Annotated in this window: 23 protein-coding genes; 12 read left to right on the top strand and 11 right to left on the bottom strand. The window is 74.2% G+C overall.

Annotated elements, in window-relative coordinates; translation table 11 throughout:
* Positions 1–300 precede the first annotated feature (300 nt).
* On the top strand, positions 301–501 hold the full coding sequence (locus ACFWOG_RS09650; RefSeq protein ID WP_329949214.1) for a hypothetical protein: 201 nt from the start codon (positions 301–303) through the stop codon (positions 499–501).
* Positions 502–530: 29 nt separating this feature from the next.
* Here the strand turns inward: ACFWOG_RS09650 and ACFWOG_RS09645 are convergent, their stop codons facing one another.
* Together ACFWOG_RS09645 and ACFWOG_RS09640 are read right to left on the bottom strand one after the other, a co-directional pair.
* Positions 531–1,448, bottom strand: a complete 918-nt coding sequence (locus tag ACFWOG_RS09645) for a transglutaminase-like domain-containing protein (RefSeq protein ID WP_329949215.1) — start codon at positions 1,446–1,448, stop codon at positions 531–533.
* A gap of 23 nt (positions 1,449–1,471) precedes the next feature.
* Complete coding sequence (locus ACFWOG_RS09640; RefSeq protein WP_380356459.1) at positions 1,472–2,395, bottom strand: GNAT family N-acetyltransferase; 924 nt, start codon at positions 2,393–2,395, stop codon at positions 1,472–1,474.
* Between the two features lie 226 nt (positions 2,396–2,621).
* Between ACFWOG_RS09640 and fdxA the strand changes: the two genes are divergently transcribed.
* Both fdxA and dapC read left to right on the top strand, forming a co-directional pair.
* Positions 2,622–2,948, top strand: coding sequence for a ferredoxin (gene fdxA, locus ACFWOG_RS09635; protein WP_030459925.1), 327 nt, complete (start codon positions 2,622–2,624; stop codon positions 2,946–2,948).
* A gap of 21 nt (positions 2,949–2,969) precedes the next feature.
* The gene (dapC, locus tag ACFWOG_RS09630; RefSeq protein WP_380356456.1) at positions 2,970–4,142 is read left to right on the top strand and encodes a succinyldiaminopimelate transaminase; all 1,173 of its coding nucleotides are present in this window, start codon (positions 2,970–2,972) and stop codon (positions 4,140–4,142) included.
* A gap of 99 nt (positions 4,143–4,241) precedes the next feature.
* Here the strand turns inward: dapC and ACFWOG_RS09625 are convergent, their stop codons facing one another.
* Together ACFWOG_RS09625 and ACFWOG_RS09620 are read right to left on the bottom strand one after the other, a co-directional pair.
* Entirely contained in the window at positions 4,242–5,027 is a 786-nt protein-coding gene (locus ACFWOG_RS09625; RefSeq protein ID WP_380356453.1) for a hypothetical protein, read from the bottom strand.
* A 372-nt stretch (positions 5,028–5,399) separates the two neighbouring features.
* On the bottom strand, positions 5,400–6,419 hold the full coding sequence (locus ACFWOG_RS09620) for a hypothetical protein (protein ID WP_380356451.1): 1,020 nt from the start codon (positions 6,417–6,419) through the stop codon (positions 5,400–5,402).
* Between the two features lie 177 nt (positions 6,420–6,596).
* Here ACFWOG_RS09620 and dapE point away from each other — a divergent pair, with 177 nt between their 5' ends.
* A complete protein-coding gene (dapE, locus tag ACFWOG_RS09615; RefSeq protein ID WP_329883185.1) occupies positions 6,597–7,670 on the top strand; it encodes a succinyl-diaminopimelate desuccinylase in 1,074 nt (357 codons plus the stop codon).
* Between the two features lie 99 nt (positions 7,671–7,769).
* Complete coding sequence (locus ACFWOG_RS09610) at positions 7,770–8,579, top strand: TIGR00730 family Rossman fold protein (RefSeq protein ID WP_329883184.1); 810 nt, start codon at positions 7,770–7,772, stop codon at positions 8,577–8,579.
* Positions 8,580–8,598: 19 nt separating this feature from the next.
* Here the strand turns inward: ACFWOG_RS09610 and folP are convergent, their stop codons facing one another.
* Positions 8,599–9,411, bottom strand: a complete 813-nt coding sequence (gene folP, locus ACFWOG_RS09605; protein ID WP_380356474.1) for a dihydropteroate synthase — start codon at positions 9,409–9,411, stop codon at positions 8,599–8,601.
* Positions 9,412–9,567: 156 nt separating this feature from the next.
* Between folP and ACFWOG_RS09600 the strand changes: the two genes are divergently transcribed.
* Entirely contained in the window at positions 9,568–9,999 is a 432-nt protein-coding gene (locus tag ACFWOG_RS09600) for a DivIVA domain-containing protein (protein ID WP_329883183.1), read from the top strand.
* Positions 9,996–10,640: a DNA-3-methyladenine glycosylase I gene (locus ACFWOG_RS09595; RefSeq protein ID WP_380356446.1), complete on the top strand. Its 645-nt coding sequence runs from the start codon at positions 9,996–9,998 to the stop codon at positions 10,638–10,640. The genes ACFWOG_RS09600 and ACFWOG_RS09595 overlap by 4 nt, the downstream gene beginning before the upstream one ends.
* A gap of 57 nt (positions 10,641–10,697) precedes the next feature.
* Here ACFWOG_RS09595 and ACFWOG_RS09590 read toward each other — a convergent pair whose 3' ends face one another.
* A complete protein-coding gene (locus tag ACFWOG_RS09590; protein WP_329883182.1) occupies positions 10,698–11,498 on the bottom strand; it encodes an enoyl-CoA hydratase-related protein in 801 nt (266 codons plus the stop codon).
* A gap of 308 nt (positions 11,499–11,806) precedes the next feature.
* Here ACFWOG_RS09590 and ACFWOG_RS09585 point away from each other — a divergent pair, with 308 nt between their 5' ends.
* Positions 11,807–11,974, top strand: a complete 168-nt coding sequence (locus ACFWOG_RS09585; protein WP_014137929.1) for a DUF3117 domain-containing protein — start codon at positions 11,807–11,809, stop codon at positions 11,972–11,974.
* 141 nt (positions 11,975–12,115) lie between these two features.
* On the opposite strand, the gene ACFWOG_RS09580 is transcribed toward ACFWOG_RS09585, so the two are convergent.
* Positions 12,116–12,685, bottom strand: coding sequence for an O-methyltransferase (locus tag ACFWOG_RS09580; RefSeq protein WP_380356471.1), 570 nt, complete (start codon positions 12,683–12,685; stop codon positions 12,116–12,118).
* A gap of 382 nt (positions 12,686–13,067) precedes the next feature.
* Here ACFWOG_RS09580 and sigE point away from each other — a divergent pair, with 382 nt between their 5' ends.
* The 4 genes from sigE (at position 13,068) to ACFWOG_RS09560 (ending at position 16,417) form a co-directional block, all read left to right on the top strand.
* Complete coding sequence (sigE, locus tag ACFWOG_RS09575) at positions 13,068–13,808, top strand: RNA polymerase sigma factor SigE (RefSeq protein WP_380356468.1); 741 nt, start codon at positions 13,068–13,070, stop codon at positions 13,806–13,808.
* Positions 13,805–14,827 (top strand): zf-HC2 domain-containing protein, encoded by a 1,023-nt coding sequence (locus tag ACFWOG_RS09570; protein WP_380356441.1) that lies wholly within the window; start codon positions 13,805–13,807, stop codon positions 14,825–14,827. Before sigE ends, ACFWOG_RS09570 begins: the two co-directional genes overlap by 4 nt.
* Positions 14,828–14,958: 131 nt before the next feature.
* A complete protein-coding gene (locus ACFWOG_RS09565) occupies positions 14,959–15,408 on the top strand; it encodes a sec-independent translocase (RefSeq protein WP_380356438.1) in 450 nt (149 codons plus the stop codon).
* Positions 15,409–15,730: 322 nt separating this feature from the next.
* A complete protein-coding gene (locus ACFWOG_RS09560; protein ID WP_380356435.1) occupies positions 15,731–16,417 on the top strand; it encodes a hypothetical protein in 687 nt (228 codons plus the stop codon).
* A 94-nt stretch (positions 16,418–16,511) separates the two neighbouring features.
* Here the strand turns inward: ACFWOG_RS09560 and ACFWOG_RS09555 are convergent, their stop codons facing one another.
* From ACFWOG_RS09555 to ACFWOG_RS09540, 4 genes are all read right to left on the bottom strand, one after another.
* Positions 16,512–17,672: an Mrp/NBP35 family ATP-binding protein gene (locus tag ACFWOG_RS09555; protein ID WP_329883178.1), complete on the bottom strand. Its 1,161-nt coding sequence runs from the start codon at positions 17,670–17,672 to the stop codon at positions 16,512–16,514.
* Positions 17,673–17,728: 56 nt separating this feature from the next.
* Positions 17,729–18,349 carry a DUF1003 domain-containing protein gene (locus ACFWOG_RS09550; RefSeq protein ID WP_380356432.1) on the bottom strand — a complete coding sequence of 207 codons (621 nt, stop codon included), beginning with the start codon at positions 18,347–18,349 and terminating at the stop codon, positions 17,729–17,731.
* Positions 18,339–19,622 (bottom strand): magnesium transporter MgtE N-terminal domain-containing protein, encoded by a 1,284-nt coding sequence (locus ACFWOG_RS09545; protein ID WP_329883177.1) that lies wholly within the window; start codon positions 19,620–19,622, stop codon positions 18,339–18,341. The genes ACFWOG_RS09550 and ACFWOG_RS09545 overlap by 11 nt, the downstream gene beginning before the upstream one ends.
* Positions 19,623–19,824: 202 nt before the next feature.
* Positions 19,825–20,385 carry a hypothetical protein gene (locus ACFWOG_RS09540; RefSeq protein ID WP_329883176.1) on the bottom strand — a complete coding sequence of 187 codons (561 nt, stop codon included), beginning with the start codon at positions 20,383–20,385 and terminating at the stop codon, positions 19,825–19,827.
* Positions 20,386–20,440 lie beyond the last annotated feature (55 nt).

The raw sequence follows: 20,440 nt of genomic DNA, 5'->3' as shown, positions 1-20,440 counted from the left end.
ACGAGCGGTGCCGGGAGCCCATGCCGCTCCCCCTTGGCCGAGGGTGCCCGCGCGGGGCGATCCGTCCGGCCTCCGGGGAGGACGGTAGCCCCCGCCTCCGACAACCGCCCCGGTGAACGCCCCGGACCGGCTCCGGTCTGCGGCTCCGGTGGCCGCTCCGCCCGGTACGGGGACCGGCCCCCGGTCGGCACCCCGTCCGCGGGCGGTTGCCCCGGGCGGTTGCTGCGGGCGGAGGAACTCTCCGTGCCGAAGGATCGGCCGGGCCGCTGTCGGGCGCGGGCGGCGGGCACCATGACGGGCATGTCGAAGCCTGCCGTGTCGGTGCTCGCCGCCCTGCTCGTGGCCCTGGTCCCCTGCGCCGCGCTCACCCCGGCCGGAGGTCCGGACCGGGGGGCGTGCACCGTCGGCTTCTTCGCCGGGGATCCGCTCGTGACCGCACGGCCGGTCGCCCCGGTGGCCGACGTCCCCGGCTGTCCGGCCGCCGTCGAGCGCGGGCTGTAGCGCGCGTCCGACGATTCCCGCCGGGCGGCTCAGTTCAGCCGGTGCCGCGCGGCCCGGGCGTCCCGGCGGACCTTGGCGGCGGTGTCGGGATCGAAGGCGTCCAGGATCTCGGCGTACTCGTCCATCTCCCCGGCCCCGCCCAGGAAGTCGCCGGTGCGGACCAGCAGCTCCGCCCGTTCCAGGCGGAGCTGGGCGGGGTGGCGGGGGAGGAGCAGGGCGAGTTCGGTGGCCCAGAGCTGGGTGCGAGCGTGTTCGGGGCGGTCGGCGGCCCAGGCCCGGATGTTGCCGAGCACCCGCAGCACGATGTCCAACGGTGCCGCGGGGGTGAGCAGTTCGGCGGTGAACTCGTGTCCGGTGGCGCGGACGAGCTCCGCCGCGTCCGGCAGGTCGAGCAGCCGGCCGCCGTGGAACGGGTCGGCCAGCACGTAGTCGTCGCCGCCGGCGGGGCCGCCGACCGCGACGATGAAGTGGCCGGGCAGGGCGATCCCGTGCACGGCGAGTCCGGCCCGCCGGCCGACGGCCATCCAGACCAGCGCGAGCATGATCGGCAGACCGCGCCGGCGCCGCAGCACGTCGGGCAGCAGCGAGGACTCCAGCCGCCGGTAGTCGGACTTCCGTCCGTGGAACCGCTCCCGGCCGCCGAGGACGGCGGCCAGCAGGGCGGCGGTCTCCTCGGGCCCGGCCGGGAACCGTTCGGCGACGGCGAGCCGGACCGAGGCCGCGTGCCGTTCGAGCGCGGCCTCACAGGCGGCGAGCAGGGCCGCGAGGGCGGGCGGGCCCGGCAGGTCGTCCGGGTCGTCCGGGTCGGGGGTGCGGGTGTGCTCGGCGGCCGCGAGCAGGCAGAGCAGCACCGGATCGGGGTGCTCGGCCCGGGCCTCGGTCCGGAAGCGTGTTCTGCTCTGCTCGGTCACGGTGGCTGCGGCGGCTTTCTGGGGACGGGCGGACAATCAGGCGGTTCCACGCGTGGGCGCTACCCCTGGGGGAGCCGCGCGTAGTGGTAAGTGTGACTGGTCGTGAAGCCGAGTCCGTCATACAGCGCGACGGCGCCGTCGTTCTCCGCCTCGACCTGGAGGAACGCGCCGGTGGCGCCCTCCTCGGCGGCGCGGGAGGCGAGCACCGCCATCACCGCGGTGGCCAGCCCGGCCCGTCGCGCGCGGGGATCGACCTCGACCGCGCCGAAGCAGGCCCACGGGCCGTCGACGACGCACCGTCCGATCGCCAGCGGGGGCCGGCCCTGCGCCCCGGGCACGGTCGCGAACCAGACCGACGGCCCGCCGTGGATCACCCGCAGGGCGGCCTCCTCGACCGCCGGGTCGTCGGAGGCCCGGCGGTACAGCGACAGCCACTGCGGCCCGGCCGTCCGGGAGAGCCGCACCCGGCCGACCGCCGCCGGGGCGCCCGCCCGGGCGAGTCCGGCCAGTGGTGCGACCCGCACCAGGGTCGGCGAGTACACCGCGCCGAGCCGGTCCAGCGCGGCCCGCAGCGGTTCCGGGGAGCCGGGCGTGCTGACCTCCACCCAGGCCGGCAGCCCGCGCGCCGCGTACCAGGCGCGGGCGGCCGCGAGCGCCTCGTCGAGCGGGAGCCCGGGGTCGCCGAGCGCCTGGACGGAGTTGGCCCGCCGGGTGAATCCGGCCGAGGCGCGCAGCGTCCACGCACCGAGCGGTTCCCGGTCGACGGCCGGCCAGCCGCGGGCGGCGATCCGCTGGAGTTCGACCGGGGAGGCGGCCGGCAGCGGCGCGCGCCTGGCCGGGAAGAGCGGTACGACCTTGCCCGCGACGAGCAGCCGCTCGTCGAAGGAGACCGGTCCGCCGGTGCGCGGGACGACGGTCAGTCCCCGGTCGTCCCAGGAGGCGAGCACGCCGATCACGTCGCGGAACTCGGGCCTGCCGTCCACGAGGCCCGAGAGACGTCGGGCGGAGACCCGCAGGCCAACGTCCGCACGGCCTATCCGGACTTCCGGACGGTCCTGAACCGGCCCTTCGGCGGCCATCTGGGCACCTCCTGTGCATTTGCGGTCTCCGACCCGCGATACTAGGGGCGGGCATCGACGACGCCGCGCTCACCCGCGCACGCGAGAAAACAGAATGGGCCGCCGTGCCCTTCCGAGGAGGAACGACAGCGTGACCTACGTCATCGCGCAGCCTTGTGTCGACGTCAAGGACAAGGCGTGCATCGAAGAGTGCCCGGTTGACTGCATCTACGAGGGCGAGCGATCGCTCTACATCCACCCGGATGAGTGTGTCGACTGTGGCGCTTGTGAGCCGGTCTGCCCGGTCGAGGCGATCTTCTACGAGGACGACACGCCGGAGGAGTGGAAGGACTACTACAAGGCGAACGTCGAGTTCTTCGACGATCTCGGTTCGCCCGGTGGTGCGTCGAAGCTCGGTCTGATCGAGCGCGACCACCCGTTCATCGCCGCTCTGCCGCCGCAGAACGCCGAGCACTGACCGATCGGTGGCATCTGAGCTGTGACTACCAAGAACAGCACGCACGCGCCGTTCCCGGGCCACCCGGGAGCGGCGCGCCGCGTTTCGGACCTCCTGCCGGTCTTCCCCTGGGACAAGCTGGAGCCGTACAAGAAGACCGCTCTCGCGCACCCCGGAGGGCTCTGCGACTTCTCGGTCGGGACCCCCGTCGACCCGGTGCCCGAGGTGGTCCAGAAGGCGCTCGCCGCCGCGACCGACACCCCCGGCTATCCGACCGTCTGGGGCCCGGTGGAGCTGCGCGGGGCGATCGCCGACTGGCTGCACCGCCGGGTCGGCGCCGAGATCGGCCCGCAGGCCGTGCTGCCGACCGTCGGCTCCAAGGAGCTCGTGGCCTGGCTGCCGACCCAGCTCGGCCTCGGCCCCGGCGATCAGGTCGCCTACCCGCGGCTGGCCTACCCGACGTACGAGGTGGGCGCCCGGCTCTGCGGCGCCGAGCCGGTGGAGTACGACTCGGTGGACGAGCTGGACGGTTCGCGGGTCCGCCTGATCTGGGTCAACTCGCCCTCCAACCCGACCGGCCGGGTGCTCGGCAAGGACGAGCTCCGCCGCACGGTCGCGTGGGCGAGGGAGCACCGGGCGCTGCTGGTCAGCGACGAGTGCTACCTGGAGCTGGGCTGGGAGGCCGACCCGGTCTCCGTCCTGCACCCGGACGTCTGCGGGACCGACGGTGACGGGAGGCAGCACGAGGGCCTGCTGGCCGTCCACTCCCTCTCCAAGCGCTCCAACCTGGCCGGCTACCGCGCCTCCTTCGTGGCGGGCGACCCGGTGGTGGTCAAGGAGCTGCTGGAGGTGCGCAAGCACGGCGGCATGATCGTGCCGGCCCCGGTCCAGGCGGCGACGGCCGCGGCGCTCGCGGACGACGCGCACGTGGCGGAGCAGCGCGAGCGGTACGCGGCCCGGCGCTCGGCGCTGCGGTCCGCGCTGGAGGCGTACGGGTTCCGGGTCGAGCACTCGGAGGCGAGCCTCTACCTGTGGGTGACCCAGGACCGGCCGTGCTGGGAGACGGTTGCCGAACTGGCCGCCCTGGGCATCCTGGTGGCGCCCGGCGACTTCTACGGGCCGGCCGGCGGACGGTTCGTCCGGGTCGCCTTCACGGCGACCGACGAGCGGGTCGCGGCGGCCGTGGAGCGGTTGCACGCTGGGCCCGCGGCGTAGCGGAACGGCCCGGGGGAACGGCGTCGTACGCGGCTCCCCCGGGCCGCACGAGGGGCCGGCGTGCAGGACGCCGGCCCCTCGGCATGCGGCGGGCGGGTCTCAGCCGATCGGCAGGCCGCCGAGGGCGCCGCCGTTGACGCCGCCCAGCAGGCTGCCGAGCGGGCCGGTCAGACCGGTCAGGCCGTTCAGCGGGCTGTTCGGGCCGAGGTCGGCGCCGCCCAGGCGGTTGGCCGAGCCGTGCTCGGCCAGGCCGAGCACGTCGGCGCCCGGCAGGTCGGCCGCCAGGCCGCCGGGGAGGGCGCGGGTGACGGCGCCGAGCGGCAGCGCGTCGGTCACGGTGCCGGTGCTGGGAACGGCGCTGGTGAGGCCGGAGGCACCGGGGACGGCCTGGGTGAGGGCGCCGGCCTGGGAGAGCCCGCCGACCGGGTTGGCGCCGGCGCCGGCGCTGCGCTGCGTGGCGCCGTGGCCGGTGACGGCCTCGCCGAGCTTGCCGGCCAGGGCCTTGGCGACCTTCGGGGTGACGCCGGAGAGCTGGCCGGTGGTGGCGGCGGTCTGGTCGAGCGGTGCCGTCAGCGAGCTGGCCTTCTCGTTGGCCTCGGGGAGCTGCTGCGCGACGATGTTGCCGGTGGCGTCGGCGGTGGCGGGCACGCCCGCGGCGACGGTGGCGGCGCCGGTGTTCCCGGCCGCCTTGCCCAGCTCGTGGGTGGTGTGCTGGAGGGTGGAACCCGTGTCGGTGTTGGTCAGCTGGCCCAGCGGCGCGGCCAGGTCGCTCTTGGGCAGGAGGGCGTCGGCGGCGGACGCGGAGCCGGCCGCGACCAGCGGGGTCGCGCCGGCCGCCACGAGCAGTGCGGCCTGGGCGATCCGTCGCGTGAGGGGGTGAGACATGGGGCTCCTCGAAGGGGGTCTGGTGTCCGTCTCGTCCGCCGGGCGGACGACGTTGTTACCGCTTGAGAAGCCAGAAGGTTTCGGTCGGTGCAAGGAAAGCGTCGAGCCGACCATCGGATGGTACGACCGGCGTCGGGGTGGGCCCGGGTGCCAGGCCGGGGGTGTGCGGGTACGGCGGGGCAAGGGGAGTGACGGTTCTGCGCCAGGCCGGCCCGCCGGTACCGGCCGTCCACCTGCGTTGACGCGAATCACTCGTACGGCGGCAACCCGGACACCAGTGCGTCAGCGGCCCGGACCGGGCGGTTCCCGCCCCCGGAAACACCACTGCGCCGGGCCGTCCGGGTGACCGGCCGGCCCGGCGCAGCGGGCTGCTCAGCTCTTCGCGGCCGCGGCCGCGGCCAGCGAGACCAGCACCAGCGTGGTCGAGGTCCCGGTCGGCTGCGGCTTCCAGCCGTCCTCCGACTTCGCCTTCCGCCAGATCTTCCCGTCGTACGCGACGGTCTCGATGCCCAGCTTCTGGGCCTGGGTCACCGCCCAGTGCGCCACCGCCCAGCCGCTCTGGCGCTCGGCGTCCGGCCCGGCGTCGGTGGAGGCGGTCGGGTCAGGGGTCAGCGAGACGGCGTTCTCGGCGCCCTTGACCGTGGACGAGTAGCCGCCGGCCGGGGTCACCGTGCGGCCGAACTCGCGGCGGACCCGGTCGCTCAGCACCTGGGTCCGGTCCGGCGGGGCGGCGGCCGGGGCGGTGGCGCCGGGGGCGGTGGCCGTCGGTGCCTCCTCGGCCTCGTCGGGCGCCGCGAAGTCGTGCACCACGCAGTTCAGCGAGGCCGCCTCGCGGCCCGTCAGTGCGGAGGCCAGCAGGGTGGCCTTGGTCTCGTGCTTGGCGTAGGCCTGCGGGTAGCCGCTCTTCTGCACCTGCTGGGCCGCGTCGGTCAGCGGCAGCCGGGTGTAGCCGGGGACCTTCACCAGGCCGTCGAGGAACTTGTTGGTCGCGTAGACCGGGTCCATGATCTGCTGCACGGTGCCCCAGCCCTGGGAGGGCCGTTGCTGGAACAGGCCGACCGAGTCCCGGTCGCCGCCGGTCAGGTTGCGGATCTTGGATTCCTGCATCGCGGTGGCCAGCGAGATGGTCACCGCCCGGTCCGGCAGGGCGCGGGAGTGCGCGACGGCGGCGATGGTCGCCGCGTTGGCCGCCTGCGGGATCTCCAGCTCGCCCTCGCCGGCCGGGGTCTTCACCGAGCAGCCCTCGGGGGTCAGCAGCTTCTGGTCGCGGAGCCAGAACAGCCCGACCGCCACCACGGCCAGCACCAGCAGGCCGATCAGCACCGCCCGCAGTCCGCGACGCCGCCGGGGCACCGTGCCGTCGTCCCGGCCGCCGCTCCTTCTCCTGGCCACCGCCGCCCCTCTCACCGAAACCGTGCTGTCCGGACCGGGGTTCCGGGCCGGGCATCCGAACCGACACCGTACCCACTCGGACGGGTGTGCGGTGACCGTCGGTTGCGGGTGACGGTGTCACAGCCCCGCTACGGCGGGGCCGCGCCGTGACCCGCCACCGGACTAGGCTGGGTGACCATGAGCAGCCCGAAGACGTCCCTGGACCTCACCCTCGACGGCGGCGCGCTGACCGCCCAGCTGGTGGACTTCCCCTCCGTCAGCGGCGACGAGCAGGCGCTCGCCGACGCCGTGGAGGCCGCCCTGCGCGCCTACCCGCACCTGACCGTCGACCGGTACGGCAACAACGTGGTGGCCCGCACCGACCTCGGCCGGGCCGAACGCGTGCTGCTCGCCGGGCACCTGGACACGGTGCCGATCGCCGACAACCTGCCCTCCTACGTCGAGGGCGACCTCCTCTACGGCTGCGGCACCTCCGACATGAAGTCCGGCGTGGCCGTCCAGCTCAGGCTCGCCGCCACCCTGCCGGAGCCCAACCGCGACCTCACCTTCGTGTTCTACGACTGCGAGGAGGTGGAGGCCCACCGCAACGGCCTCGGGCACCTCGTCCAGGCCCACCCCGACTGGCTGGCCGCCGACTTCGCCGTGCTGATGGAGCCCAGCCAGGCCACCGTCGAGGGCGGCTGCCAGGGCACCCTGCGCGCACAGGTCCGGCTCACCGGCGTGCGTGCCCACTCGGCCCGCAGCTGGCTCGGCGACAACGCCATCCACCACGCCGCCGAGGTGCTCGGCCGGCTCGCCGCGTACGAGCCGCGCCGGGTCGAGATCGACGGGCTGGAGTACCGCGAGGGCCTCAACGCGGTGCGGATCGACGGCGGGGTGGCCGGGAACGTCATCCCCGACGAGTGCGTGGTGACCGTCAACTTCCGGTTCGCCCCGGACCGCGACGAGGCCGCGGCCGAGAAGCACGTGCGCGAGGTCCTCGACGGCTACGAGGTCACGGTCACCGACTTCGCCCCGGGCGCGCTGCCCGGCCTCGCGCAGCCGGCCGCCCGGGCGTTCGTGGCCGCGACCGGCGGCACGGCCCGCGCCAAGTTCGGCTGGACCGACGTCGCCCGGTTCAGCGCGCTCGGCGTCCCGGCGGTCAACTACGGCCCGGGCGACCCGAACCAGGCCCACAAGCGGGACGAGCACTGCTCGCTCACCGCCATCGCCGAGACCGAGGAGCGGCTGCGCGCCTGGCTGACCGACTGAGGCGACAAGCGCATCAACGGCTGAACGCCACCTTCCGGTTGCCCAACCGACCTTTCACCGTTGCCTGAAAACCGGGATCGGCGGGCGTAGGGTTTCGTCATGACAGGCACTGGAGACGAAAAGCACTACGGACACGGTCCTGAGCAGGTGGGCGAGCCGCACCCGAAGAAGGCGTGGCCCGAGAAGCAGAAGGGCCCGGTGCTGGTGCGCCGGGACCAGGTCGGCGAGAGCACGACGGACCAGCGCCTGCTGGACACCACCGGCCCGACCGACTGGCTGCACACCGACCCCTGGCGGGTCCTGCGGATCACCTCGGAGTTCGTCGAGGGCTTCGGCGCGCTGGCCGAACTCCCGCCCGCGATCAGCGTCTTCGGCTCCGCCCGGACCCCGGTCGACTCGACCGAGTACGCGGCGGGCGTGGCGATCGGACGGGCGCTGGCCGAGGCCGGCTACGCGGTGATCACCGGGGGCGGCCCCGGGGCGATGGAGGCGGCCAACCGGGGCGCCTCGGACGCCGGCGGGCTCAGCGTCGGGCTCGGCATCGAGCTGCCCTTCGAGCAGGGGCTCAACGAGTTCGTCGACCTCGGGCTGAACTTCCGCTACTTCTTCGTCCGCAAGACGATGTTCGTGAAGTACGCCCAGGGGTTCGTCGTCCTGCCCGGCGGCCTCGGCACGCTGGACGAGCTGTTCGAGGCGCTCACCCTGGTGCAGACGAAGAAGGTCACCCGCTTCCCGGTGATCCTCTTCGGCAGCGAGTACTGGGGCGGGCTGGCCGACTGGCTGAAGAACACCCTGGTCGCGCAGGGCAAGGCCGCCCCGCACGACCTGGAGCTCTTCCACATCACCGACGACATCGACGAGGTCCTGAAGATCCTCGCCGACGCCCGCCGGCCGGTGAACGAGATCTAGGCCCTGCCCGGCGCGCCTCTCAGGCCAACCCCCGGCGGGCGACCGCCGGGGGGCGGCTGCCGCGGATCGAGGCGACCATGTCCAGCACCTGCCGGGTCTCCGCCACCTGGTGCACCCGGTACACCCGGGCGCCCAGCCAGGCGGAGACCGCGGTGGTCGCCAGCGTGCCGAGCAGCCGCCGGTCCACCGGCAGGTCCAGGGTCTCGCCGACGAAGTCCTTGTTGGAGAGCGAGACCAGCACGGGGAACCCGGTCGCCGTCATCTCCGGCAGCCGCCGGGTCGCCTCCAGCGAGTGCCGGGTGTTCTTGCCGAAGTCGTGCCCCGGGTCGATGACCACCGCGTCCCGCCGCACGCCGAGCCCCACCGCCCGCTCGGCCAGCCCGACGGTCACCCGCAGGATGTCCGCCATCACGTCCGGGTACCCGGTCCGGTGCGGTCGGGTCCGCGGCTCGGCGCCGCCCGCGTGGGTGCAGACCAGCCCGGCGTCGTACCGGGCGGCCACCTCGGCCAGCCGCGGGTCCACCCCGCCCCAGGCGTCGTTCAGCAGGTCCGCGCCGACCTCGCAGACCGCCTCGCCGACCTCGTGCCGCCAGGTGTCGACGCTGATCACGGCCCCCGGGTGGCGCTTGCGCAGCTCCGCCACGAACGGCACGGTGCGCCTCAGCTCCTCCTCGACGGTGACCTCGTCGCCCGGCCCGGCCTTCACCCCGCCGATGTCCAGGATCGCGGCGCCCTCGGCCATCGCGCGGTCGGCGGCGGCGAACGCCGCCTCGTCGGCGAAGGTGGCGCCCTTGTCGAAGAACGAGTCAGGAGTCCGGTTGACGATCGCCATGATCACCAGCTCGTCGTCGCCGAATTCCCGTGGTCCCAGGCGCAGTGCCACCGATGTCTCCTCCACAGCTGCTGCGAGTGCGATGATGGCCCCCGGCCCATCGGGACCATGATCCCACTCCTGTCGGGGCCGGCCGGAAAATCGGGAGGACCGCTCGTGTTCTGGGTGATCGTGGTGGCGATGGCCGTGGTGGTCGGCGGCGCCGCGCTGGTGGCGCTGGGCGGGGGCGGCTCGCTGCCGGAGGCGGTGCACGACCGGATCGCCGCCGGGCTGCCGCAGGACCGCCCGCTCGGTCAGGAGGACGTCGAGGCGATCCGCCTGCCGATGGCCGTCCGCGGCTACCGGATGGACGAGGTGGACGACGTGCTCGACCGGCTGGGCGTCGAACTCGCCTACCGCGACGCGCGGATCGTCGAGCTGGAGGCGCTCGCCGCCGTGCGCGGCGCGGTGGAGGCCGCCGACCGCCCCGGCACGGGCGCCGAGCCGCTGCCCGGCCTGGAGGACTTCGCCAAGGTCGTCGAGCCCGCCGTCGTCCTCACCAAGGCTCCCGCCGGCCCGGAGGACGCGGAGCCGGCGGACGGCCGGTGAGCGCCGACGCGGACGTCGCGGCCGATGCCCCGACGGACGCCCCGACCGGTGGCGCCGTCGTCGGCCCGGACGGCCTGCGCCGCTGCGCCTGGGGCGACTCGGCGGACGACTACCGCACCTACCACGACACCGAGTGGGGCCGCCCGGTCCACGGCGACGACGCCCTGTTCGAGCGGGTCTGCCTGGAGGCCTTCCAGTCCGGGCTCTCCTGGATCACCATCCTGCGCCGCCGCGAGGGCTTCCGGTCCGCCTTCGCGGGCTTCGAGATCGCGAGGGTCGCGGAGTTCGGCGAGGCCGACGTCGAGCGGCTGCTCGGCGACACCGGGATCATCCGCAACCGGGCCAAGATCGAGGCGTCGATCGCCAACGCCAGGGTCGCCCGCGACCTGGACGGCGGGCTGGACGCGCTGATCTGGCAGTTCGCCGGAGACCCGGACCGGCCGGCCCCCCGCTCGACGGGCGAGGTACCGGCCGTCACGCCCGAGTCGACGGCACTGGCCAAGGCGCTGAAGAAGGAGGGCTTCCGGTTCGTCGGCCCGACCACCGCCTACGCCCTGATGCAGGCCTGCGGGCTGGTCGACGACCACCTCGCCGACTGCCACGTCCGGTCCGTCCTCGACGGGACGCGGCCCGGGGCGTAGCGCGCGGTCGCCGGCGGACCTGCCGGCGGGCGGGCGGTCCGGCGGGCCGTGCGCCGGTCAGCGCCCCAGGTACTGCGGCTTCTCCTTGGCGATGAAGGCGCGGACCGCGATCCGGTGGTCCTCGCTGTCGCCGGCCAGCGTCTGCAGCTCGTCCTCCTTGTCGAGCAGCTCGCTCAGCGTGTGCGCGGCGCCGTACGCCAGAGACTCCTTGATCGCGCCGTACGCCACGGTCGGGCCATCGGCCAGCTCCTTGGCGAACACCCGTGCGGTGGCGGCCAGTTCGGCGGCCGGAACCACCTTGGTGGCCAGCCCCAGCTCCATCGCCTCGGCGGCCTTCACGGTGCGCGGCAGCATCAGCAGCTCGGTCGCCCGGGCGTGTCCGACCAGCCGCGGCAGCGTCCAGGACGCGCCCGAGTCGGCGGTCAGGGCGATACCGGCGAAGGCGGTGTTGAAGCCGGCCGTCTCCGAGACGATCCGGAAGTCGCAGGCGAAGGCCAGCGAGGCGCCCGCGCCGGCCGCCACCCCGCCCACCGCCGCCACGGTCGGCTTGCGCATCCCGGCCAGCGCCCGCAGCAGCGGGTTGTAGTGCTCGGCGACGGTCTTCAGCGCGCCCTCGCCGGTCTCCTCGGCCTGCCGGAGCCGGCCCAGGTGCTCCTTGAGGTCCTGGCCGACGCAGAACGCCCGGTCGCCCGCGCCGGTGAGCAGGACGGCCCGCACCGCCGGATCCTCGGCGGCGGCCGTCACGGTGTCACGCAGAGCCACCTTGGTGGGTACGTCCAGCGCGTTCATCGCCTCCGGGCGGTTGATGGTGATGACGGCCAGGCCGCCGTCCAGCTCGTACAGCACGGAATCGGACATGGGGCGAGGGCTCCCTTGCTCGTCGCGCGGTGATCGCACGGTGGTCGTGGGCTGCCAGGATGCCGGAGTGCGGGGCCGGCTGGGGAGTGTGAGGTATCGCACCTTCCGGCGGCGGACTGATCACCGCCGCGCCGGGGCTTATGGCGGGAAATGCGCCGGTTGGGGGCGGTCCGGCCGAGGTTGCACCGAGAGTGATGTTGGTCATCAGGCCGTGGCATGCGGGATAATGGCTTCCGATCAATGCGTTCGATACCGGCGGTGGACGGACTGCCGGTGCGTAGCTGAGCGTTGCAGGAAGGGGAACGAGCATGGCGGCCATGAAGCCGCGGACGGGTGACGGCCCGCTCGAAGTCACCAAAGAGGGGCGGGGCATCATCATGCGCGTTCCGCTCGAAGGCGGCGGACGCCTCGTGGTGGAGCTCACGCCTGACGAGGCCGACGCCCTCGGTGAGGCCCTGAAGAAGGCCTGCGGCTGACCGCAGCAGGTGCTCGCCATCTCCTGGAGATGTGCCACCGGCCCGGGTCCGACGATCACGTCGGCCCGGGCTCGGCCGTTCCCGGGCCGCTACGGGCCCTGGGAGCCCGCCGCGCGGCCCCCGGGCCCCCCGGGTCGGCCCTCAGCGTTTGACGGCGCAGAGCAGCCCGTCCGAGACCGGCAGCAGCGCCGGCAGCAGCTTCTCGCTCTCCCGGACGTCGCGCACCAGGTCGCGGACCGACCGGGTCTGCGGGTCCTGCTGCTCCGGCTCGGCCAGCCGGCCCTCCTGGAAGACGCCCTCGAAGCAGACCATCCCGCCCGGCCGCAGCAGCCGCAGCGACTCCGCCAGGTACTCCTGTGACTCCGCCGGGTCGCCGTCGCAGAACACCAGGTCGTACTGGCCGTCGGCGAGCCGCGGCAGCACCTCCAGGGCCCGGCCCGGTATGAACCGCGAGCGGTTGGCCGCGAAACCGGCGGCCTGGTACGCCTCCCTGGCCAGCTGCTGGCGGACCGGTTCGGAGTCGACGGTGGTGAGCACGCCGTCCGGCCGCATCCCGCGCAGCAGGTAGACCCCGGAGACGCCCGTCCCGGTGCCGATCTCGGCCACCGCCTTGGCGTCCAGCGCGGCCGCGAGCAGCCGGAGGCAGGCGCCTCCGCTGGGTCCGATCGCCCTGATTCCGGTCCGCGCGGACTGTGCCCGGGCGTAGGTCAGCACCGCGTCCTCGCCGACGTAGGTGTCCGCGAGAGCCGCATGCGCGGGCCCGAACTCGCTGATGGCTGCCTCTTTCGGAGCCCCGGGTGGCGGCCCGGCGCCTAGCGGATGTCGATATTTCCTGCCACAGATTACTGGCCGGGCGGGAACCGCGTACGGCGGCGGGCCGTTGGTGAGGCAGGGACCGGGGGAACAGGAGGTTCCCGGGCCTGTTCTCCGGCTTGACGGTCGCGGGCACTTTTATCCGGGCTTGACGGGTGAGGTGGATATGGTGGTGGCCCTGCTGGGCAGAAGAGCCGACCGAGGAGGTGTGGCCGAGGGCGACGTCCCTGTGCGGCGGCACTCCCGCGGCACCGCGTCGGCCCGTACGCCGAAGCCCGTGATGAACCAGCCTGCGCACTCCACTCCGGACCAGCCGGCCGCCGCGCCCCAGACGCCGGCCGCCGGTACCGCCGAGGCCCCCGCCCTCGCGACCTTCGCCGAGGGCCCCGACGCGCAGACCTGGACTCCGCCCAGCTGGGAGGAGATCGTCGAGGCCCACAGTGCCCGTGTCTACCGCCTCGCCTACCGGCTGACCGGTAACCAGCACGACGCCGAGGACCTCACCCAGGAAGTCTTCGTCCGGGTGTTCCGTTCGCTGTCCACGTACACCCCCGGCACGTTCGAGGGCTGGCTGCACCGGATCACCACCAACCTGTTCCTGGACATGGTCCGCCGACGCCAGCGCATCCGCTTCGACGCGCTCGGTGACGACGCGGCCGAGCGGCTGGCCTCGCGCGAGCCCAGCCCGGCCCAGCACTTCAGCGACACCCACTTCGACGCCGACGTCCAGCAGGCGCTGGACACCCTGGCGCCCGAGTTCCGGGCCGCCGTGGTGCTCTGCGACATCGAGGGACTCTCCTACGAGGAGATCGCCGCGACGCTCGGCGTGAAGCTCGGTACCGTCCGCAGCCGCATCCACCGCGGCCGCTCGCACCTGCGTGCCGCGCTCAAGCACCGCGCACCCGGTGCCGCCCCCGGCCGTGAGCGCCGCGGCGGCGGTGCCGACGAGCCGGTGCCGGTCGGCGCCGTCGCCGGTGAGGCCGCGGTCGCGCCGGGCGGTCGCGGACGGAGGCGGTCGTGAGCGCAACCGGCCGGTCAGGACCGGGCCACTCCGACGTGCCCGGCCGGGCCGCGGCCCGCCGGGGCGGCTGGGCCGCCCTGGGGCGGCGCGGCCACGACGGGACCGACCCCTCCGGGGAACCGCAGCCGGAACGCGGCCAGGCCGGAGCGCCGGGCGAGCCCGCGCTGCGCGCCGTCGCGGTCCGCCCGGGCGAGCCGGCCGCCGAGGAGCACCATCTCGGTGAGCGGCTCTCCTCCTTCGTCGACGGCGAACTCGGCCACGACTCGCGCGACCGCGTCCAGGCCCATCTGGCGACCTGTCCGCAGTGCCTCGCCGAGGCCGACGAGGGCCGCGCCGTCAAGCACCTCCTCACCCGCACCGGTACGCCCGGCCCGTCGTCGGCGCTGATGGCCCGGCTGATGGCCGTCGGCGCGCTCCCGGAGGACGAGCGGTCGCCGGTCGACCGCCCGGGCCGGGACGACGACGACCTGCCCGGCGGCGGGCTGCCGGCCGCCGGGACGCTCGGCGGCAGCCGGCTGAACGGCGGTTCGTTCGGCCGCGGGGCCGGCGCCTCCTTCGGAGCGGGCGCGCTGGGCGCCGACGCGCCGCTGCCCGGGGTCGACCCGCGGGCGTTCGGTCGCGGCGGTGCGGTCCTGCGCCCGCTGATGGGCCGGCGGACCGCCCGCCCGACGGCCCCGGTCGGGCCGCAGCCACTGGCCGCGGCTGCCCCGGTGGTCCGGCAGGTCCCGCCGCGCGGGCGCCGCTTCGTCTTCGCCGCCGCCGGCGCCTTCTCGGTCGCCGCGGTGACGCTCGGCGGGGTCGGCGGCTTCGCCGGCCCGGGCGACGAGCAGCACGGCACCACGATCAGCCCGGCCGGCGGCAACGGCCGCGGCGGCGGGCTGGTCCCCATGAACGCGCAGGTACCGGTGGACTTCCCGGTCCGCCCGGTGGCGGTCACCCGGGGCGCGACCCCGCCGCACGAGGTGCCGGAGCGCACCCCGAGCTCCGGGATGGCCGGGCTGCACCACGAGAACAGATAGGCGGCGGTGGCCCCTGCGGTCACGGTCATCGGCGGGTCTTCACCACGGCTTCATCACACCGGGGTCATGAACCCGCCGATGGCCATTACCCTGTGAGGGACGTTGTCCGATCGCGAGCTTAGGGAGCTTTGGTGTTCAGTGACGTGGGCACACTGGAGGTCCTGACCCTGGCCATCATGGCCATCGTGATCTTCGGTCCGGACAAGCTGCCGAAGCTGATCCAGGACACCATGGGCTTCATCCGGAAGATCCGTTCCTTCGCCGACACGGCGAAGGAGGACATCCGCAGCGAGCTCGGTCCCGAGTTCAAGGACTTCGAGTTCGAGGACCTCAACCCGAAGACCTTCGTCCGCAAGCAGCTCATGGGCGGCGAAGAGGACCCGCTGGGCCTCAAGGACATGCGGGACAGCCTCGACATCCGCTCGGTGCTGGACGACAAGCCCGCCGCCGCCGTGAACGGCCACGGCCGGTCCGGATCCGTCTCGATGGACAAGTCCTCGGTCACGGCCCCGGTGGCCGCCACCGCCGGCTCCCCGCTGCAGCCCGGCGAGCGCCCCCCGTTCGACCCGGACGCCACCTGAGCGGTGCTTCGCCCGCTCGCCTCCGGGGCGTTCCGGCCCGGCGCCGACGGTCGGTGCCCCCTCGTTCCCGCGTCGTTCCCGCGCTTCGGCGCCGGCCCCGCGCTCACCCTCCCGGCGCCCGTCCGACGACACCACCGCCCCGCCCGCCCGCACGGCTGAGCGGGGCGGCGACGTGTGCGCCGCTATTGTGCTGATTGTTCCCGCTGTGCCGTCTGTCACTTTCCGGTCCGTTCCGGACCGAAGACGGTCGGTGGGGACGCCGCGGTACGCCACGATGGGAGCGCGCCACGGCAGGGATACGTGTGTTTGAGGAGGCCCGGGGATGGACGCGACGAGTCAGGCGGTGGGGACGGCCACGGCCGGCGGACCGGTGGTCGGCGGACAGGCGGGCCCGGCGGACCCGCTGATGCCGTACCTGTCCGCGGACTTCCCGTGGTACGGCCTGGACGACGGCTGGAGCGGCCGCCGCTACCTGCAGCCCGGCGGGCCCGGCGCCGCCGGCGGTCCGCGCGCGGGGGCGGCCCGGGGCTCCGTCGACTACGGCAGCCTGGGCCACGGCGAGGAGCCGGCCCGCCAGTACGAGCCGCGGGACGTCCGGAAGTTCGCCGTCGTCGTGACGGTGGCCCGCCGGGACAGCCGCCGCAGCGCCGACAACACCGGGACCCTGGAGGCGACGTCCGCCTCCTCGGCCGCCTGGCTGGCCGGCTCCGGCCTGCTCGCGGCCACCTGGCCGGGGCAACTGGACCGCTCGCGGCGCCAGGACTGGCTGGAGCAGCAGTCCGCGCTCGCCTGGGACCTCGCCGACGACCTGGCCGGCCCCGGCTGGTCCACCCTCAGCCTTCCGGTCAACGGGCTGCCGCAGCCGTTCCGCTACCGCGAGTCCGAGTACGGGTGGGTGCTGGCGGGCGAGGCCCCCGGCGTCCTGCTCGGCGCCTACGGCCGGGGCGTCAGCGCCTACGGCGCCGGCTTCGCCACCGTCCCCGACCTGACCGCCTACACCCGCCCGTAGGCGCGCCCGCGACGAAGCCGCACGGAAGGAGCCCGCCGGTCTCCCGGCGGGCCCCTTCACGCCCTCACGGCCGCACCACCGACGTGGCGGCGCGTCAGAACTTGTTCTTCGGGGTGAGGCCGAGGGAGAGGCCGGAGAGACCGCGCTGGCGGCCGCCGAGCTTGCCGGCGACGGCGCGGAGGGCGGCAGCGGCCGGGGAGTCGGGGGCGGCCAGGACGACCGGGCGACCGTCGTCGCCGCCCTCGCGCAGCCGGACGTCGATCGGGATCGAGCCGAGCACCGGGACGGTGGCGCCGACGGTGCGGGTGAGCGCGTCCGCGACGATCTGGCCGCCGCCGGTGCCGAACACGTCGATCATCTCGTCGCAGTGCGGGCACGGCATGCCGGACATGTTCTCGATCACGCCGACGATCTTCTGGTGGGTCTGCACCGCGATGGTGCCGGCCCGCTCGGCCACCTCGGCGGCGGCCATCTGCGGGGTGGTGACGATCAGGATCTCCGCGTTGGGGACCAGCTGGGCCACCGAGATCGCGATGTCGCCGGTGCCGGGCGGCAGGTCCAGCAGCAGGACGTCCAGGTCGCCCCAGTACACGTCGGCCAGGAACTGCTGGAGTGCGCGGTGCAGCATCGGACCGCGCCAGACCACCGGGGTGTTGCCCGGGGTGAACATGCCGATCGAGATGACCTTCACGCCGTGCGCCTGCGGCGGCATGATCATGTCCTGGACCTGGGTCGGCCGGCCCTCGACGCCCAGCATGCGCGGCACGCTGTGGCCGTAGATGTCGGCGTCCACGACGGCGACCTTCAGGCCGTCCTCGGCCATCGCGGCCGCGAGGTTGACCGTCACCGAGGACTTGCCGACGCCGCCCTTGCCGGAGGCGACCGCGTAGACCCGGGTCAGCGTGCCGGGCTTGGCGAACGGGATCTCCCGCTCGGGGGCGCCGCCGCGCAGCAGCTGCGAGAGCTCCTTGCGCTGCTCGTCGCTCATGACGTCGAGCTCGACCTCGACCCCGGTCACCCCGGGGACCCGGCCGACCGCCTCGCGGACGCGGGCGGTGATGGTGTCGCGCATCGGACAGCCGGAGACCGTCAGGTAGACCGCGACGCGCACGGCGCCGCCCTCGTCGATCCCGACCGATTTCACCATGCCGATCTCGGTGATCGGGCGGTTGATCTCCGGGTCGTTGACGGTCGCAAGCGCCTGGCGTACGGACTCCTCCGTGACGCCGGCCGCGACCTCTGTCTCGTTGGCCATGCCTTGATGGTACGGCGCCGGGAAGGGTGCTTAACCGGTCGGTAGCGTGCCGCAGGTCACAGCACGTCCGAGGTCTCCCGGCGCTCGTCGATCTCCTTGAGCAGCGCCTGGAGTTCGGAGCGGAGGAAGTCGCGGGTGGCGACCTCTCCGAGGCCCTGGCGGAGCGCGGCCACCTCGCGGGTGAGGTACTCGGTGTCGGCGATGTTGCGGTCGCTGCGGGCGCGGTCCTGCTCCATGTTGACGCGGTCCCGGTCGGCCTGGCGGTTCTGTGCCAGCAGGATCAGCGGCGCCGCGTACGAGGCCTGGAGCGAGAGCATCAGGGTGAGGAAGATGAACGGGTAGTCGTCGAAGTGCACCTGGTCCGGCAGCACGGTGTTCCAGCCCACCCACACGATCACGACGATGGTCATCCAGACGATGAACCGCCCGGTGCCGAGGAAGCGCGCGATCCGCTCGGAGAGCTTGCCGAAGGCCTCCGGGTCGTACGTCGGCAGGGTGATCAGGCCGGGGCGGGTGGTGCGCGGCTGGTCGAGCCGGGCGCGGCCGCCTCCGGACGGGGGTTCGGTGCGCTGGACGCGGCCGCGTTCGCGGGCGCGCACCTCGCGCAGCTGGCGCAGCTCGCCCTGCAGGCGCTGGCGGGGCGAGTCGTCCCGTCGGCCCTTGCGGTCAGCGTCCACCGGTCACCTCTCTCTCGTCGGCCGGCCCGTGCGGGGCGGCCTCGCGCCAGTCCTCGGGCAGCAGGTGGTCGAGCACGTCGTCGACGGTCACCGCGCCGACCAGGTGGTCGGCCTCGTCGACCACGGGGGCGGCGACCATGTTGTACGTCGCCAGGTAGCTGGTGACCAGCGTCAGCGGGGTGTCCGGCGGCAGCGGGTCCAGGTCGTCGTCCACCAGCGAGCCGACCAGGGTGTACGGGGGTTCGCGCAGCAGCCGCTGGAAGTGCACGGTGCCCAGGTACTTGCCGGTCGGCGTCTCGTTGGGCGGGCGGCAGACGAAGACCTGCGCGGCCAGCGCGGGCTTGTTGTCGGAGACCCGCACCCGGGCCAGCGCCTCGGCCACCGTGGCGTTCGGCTCCAGCACGATCGGCTCGGTGGTCATCAGGCCGCCGGCGGTGTTCTCCTCGTAGGTGAGCAGGCGGCGGACGGGCTCTGCCTCCTCCGGTTCCATCAGCTGGAGCAGCCGCTCGGCCTCGTCGCCGGGCAGTTCGGAGAGCAGGTCGGCGGCGTCGTCCGGGTCCATCGCCTCCAGGACGTCGGCGGCCCGTTCGTCCTTGAGCTTGCCGATGATCTCGACCTGGTCGTCCTCGGGCAGCTCCTCCAGGACGTCGGCGAGCCGTTCGTCGTCGAGTGCGGCGGCGACCTCGGCGCGGCGCTTGGCGGAGAGGTGGTGCATGACGTTGGCGAGGTCGGCGGCGCGCAGCTGGTCGAAGGTCGCGAGCAGGTTGGCGGCGCCCTGGTTCTCCTCGGCGAGGGCGAAGCCGGTGACGTCCTTCCAGTCCAGGGTGAGCGTCTCGCCCTTGGACTTGCGCAGCCGACCGGGCCGGCCGACCTGGACGAAGACCTTGCTGATCTCCCACTCGCGCAGCCGGGTCTGGACCATCGCGACGTCCAGGACGGTGACGTCCTGGTCGGACTTGCTCCAGGTGACGATGCGGTCCAGCAGTTCGCCGAGGACGAGCGTCTCGGACGTGCGCTGTTCGAAGCGGCGCATGTTGATCACGCCGGTGGTCAGCACCTGGCCGGATTCCAGGCTGGTCACCCGGGTCATCGGGAGGAAGATCCGGCGGCGGCCGATCACTTCGACCACGAGTCCGAGCACCCGGGGCGGTCGGCCACCGAGGCGGAGCGTGACCACGACGTCCCGGACCCGGCCGACCTGGTCGCCGTTCGGGTCGAAGACGGCGATGCCGGAGAGGTGGGAGATGAAGACCCGGCTGCCTGCCCCTGCCATGGACTCCCTCGCTCGCTCGACGCTCCGGTCGGGCGCGCGGGCACGCCCCGTGGCCAAGGCTACGCGGGGACCCGCGACCGGGCTCGGTGGAAACCCGGGCGAACCGGGCACGGGCGCGCCGCCGGGGACGCCGGGGCCGCCGGAGGGTGGCTGCGGGCCGGGGGTGCGCCGGGGGCCGGGGGGCTCGCCGCGGCGGGGAGGCTCAGCCCTTGCGGCGCTTGAACAGCAGCTTCGGCAGGCCGGCGGGGATCGGCTGCCGGGTGGTGGCCGGGGTGGGCATCGGGGCGGTGGCGTGCGAGGCGTCCGGCATCGCACCCGGCTGCTCGGTGAGCACGCCGTCGGCCGAGCCGGCCGGCTCCAGCCGGAGCACCCGGCACTCGCGGGCCCACCGGTCGGTGACGGTGTCGGTGTCGGGGGCGTTCAGCCGCTTGCCCTTGAGCTCCTCGACGGCGCCCAGCCAGGCCTCGCTCCCCGGGGCCAGCTCGACCACGCGGGCCGGCCAGCCGGTCAGCCGGCCGCCCTTGTCCTTGCTGCGGACGGTCACCACCGCGCCCGCCCCGCCGGTCAGTCCGTGCAGCGGCTGTTCGGCGCCGTCGCCGACCACCACCACCGCGCCGTCGTGCCAGGCGTGCCAGACGGCCCGGCCGTGCTCCTGACCGTCCGCCCGGACCCAGAGCAGCCCCGACTTCTTCGCGGCCTCCTCCAGCAGGGCCCGGTCGAGGAAGTCGTCGGCGGTCGCGGCTGCGGCAGGCGTACGGTCCATGGCGCACAGCGTACGGCCTGAGCCGTCCGGGCGATGTCTCGCGGTTCGGGCGACA

Origin of the sequence: Kitasatospora sp. NPDC058406, from assembly GCF_042722765.1 — a bacterium.
Taxonomy (GTDB): Bacteria; Actinomycetota; Actinomycetes; order Streptomycetales; family Streptomycetaceae; genus Kitasatospora.
Note: the sequence above shows the minus strand (reverse complement) of the source record. Positions and strands in the feature narration are given on the sequence as shown.

What these genes read in the sequence shown, in the direction of transcription:
- dapE (WP_329883185.1), top strand. Translation starts at nt 6,597, where the DNA reads ATGAGCAGCCCGAAGACGTCCCTGGACCTCACCCTCGACGGCGGCGCG.
- ACFWOG_RS09650 (WP_329949214.1), top strand. Translation starts at nt 301, where the DNA reads ATGTCGAAGCCTGCCGTGTCGGTGCTCGCCGCCCTGCTCGTGGCCCTG.
- ACFWOG_RS09610 (WP_329883184.1), top strand. Translation starts at nt 7,770, where the DNA reads ATGACAGGCACTGGAGACGAAAAGCACTACGGACACGGTCCTGAGCAG.
- ACFWOG_RS09590 (WP_329883182.1), bottom strand. Translation starts at nt 11,498, where the DNA reads ATGTCCGATTCCGTGCTGTACGAGCTGGACGGCGGCCTGGCCGTCATC.
- sigE (WP_380356468.1), top strand. Translation starts at nt 13,068, where the DNA reads ATGAACCAGCCTGCGCACTCCACTCCGGACCAGCCGGCCGCCGCGCCC.
- ACFWOG_RS09585 (WP_014137929.1), top strand. Translation starts at nt 11,807, where the DNA reads ATGGCGGCCATGAAGCCGCGGACGGGTGACGGCCCGCTCGAAGTCACC.
- ACFWOG_RS09625 (WP_380356453.1), bottom strand. Translation starts at nt 5,027, where the DNA reads ATGTCTCACCCCCTCACGCGACGGATCGCCCAGGCCGCACTGCTCGTG.
- ACFWOG_RS09545 (WP_329883177.1), bottom strand. Translation starts at nt 19,622, where the DNA reads ATGGCAGGGGCAGGCAGCCGGGTCTTCATCTCCCACCTCTCCGGCATC.
- folP (WP_380356474.1), bottom strand. Translation starts at nt 9,411, where the DNA reads ATGGCGATCGTCAACCGGACTCCTGACTCGTTCTTCGACAAGGGCGCC.
- ACFWOG_RS09560 (WP_380356435.1), top strand. Translation starts at nt 15,731, where the DNA reads ATGGACGCGACGAGTCAGGCGGTGGGGACGGCCACGGCCGGCGGACCG.
- ACFWOG_RS09540 (WP_329883176.1), bottom strand. Translation starts at nt 20,385, where the DNA reads ATGGACCGTACGCCTGCCGCAGCCGCGACCGCCGACGACTTCCTCGAC.
- ACFWOG_RS09555 (WP_329883178.1), bottom strand. Translation starts at nt 17,672, where the DNA reads ATGGCCAACGAGACAGAGGTCGCGGCCGGCGTCACGGAGGAGTCCGTA.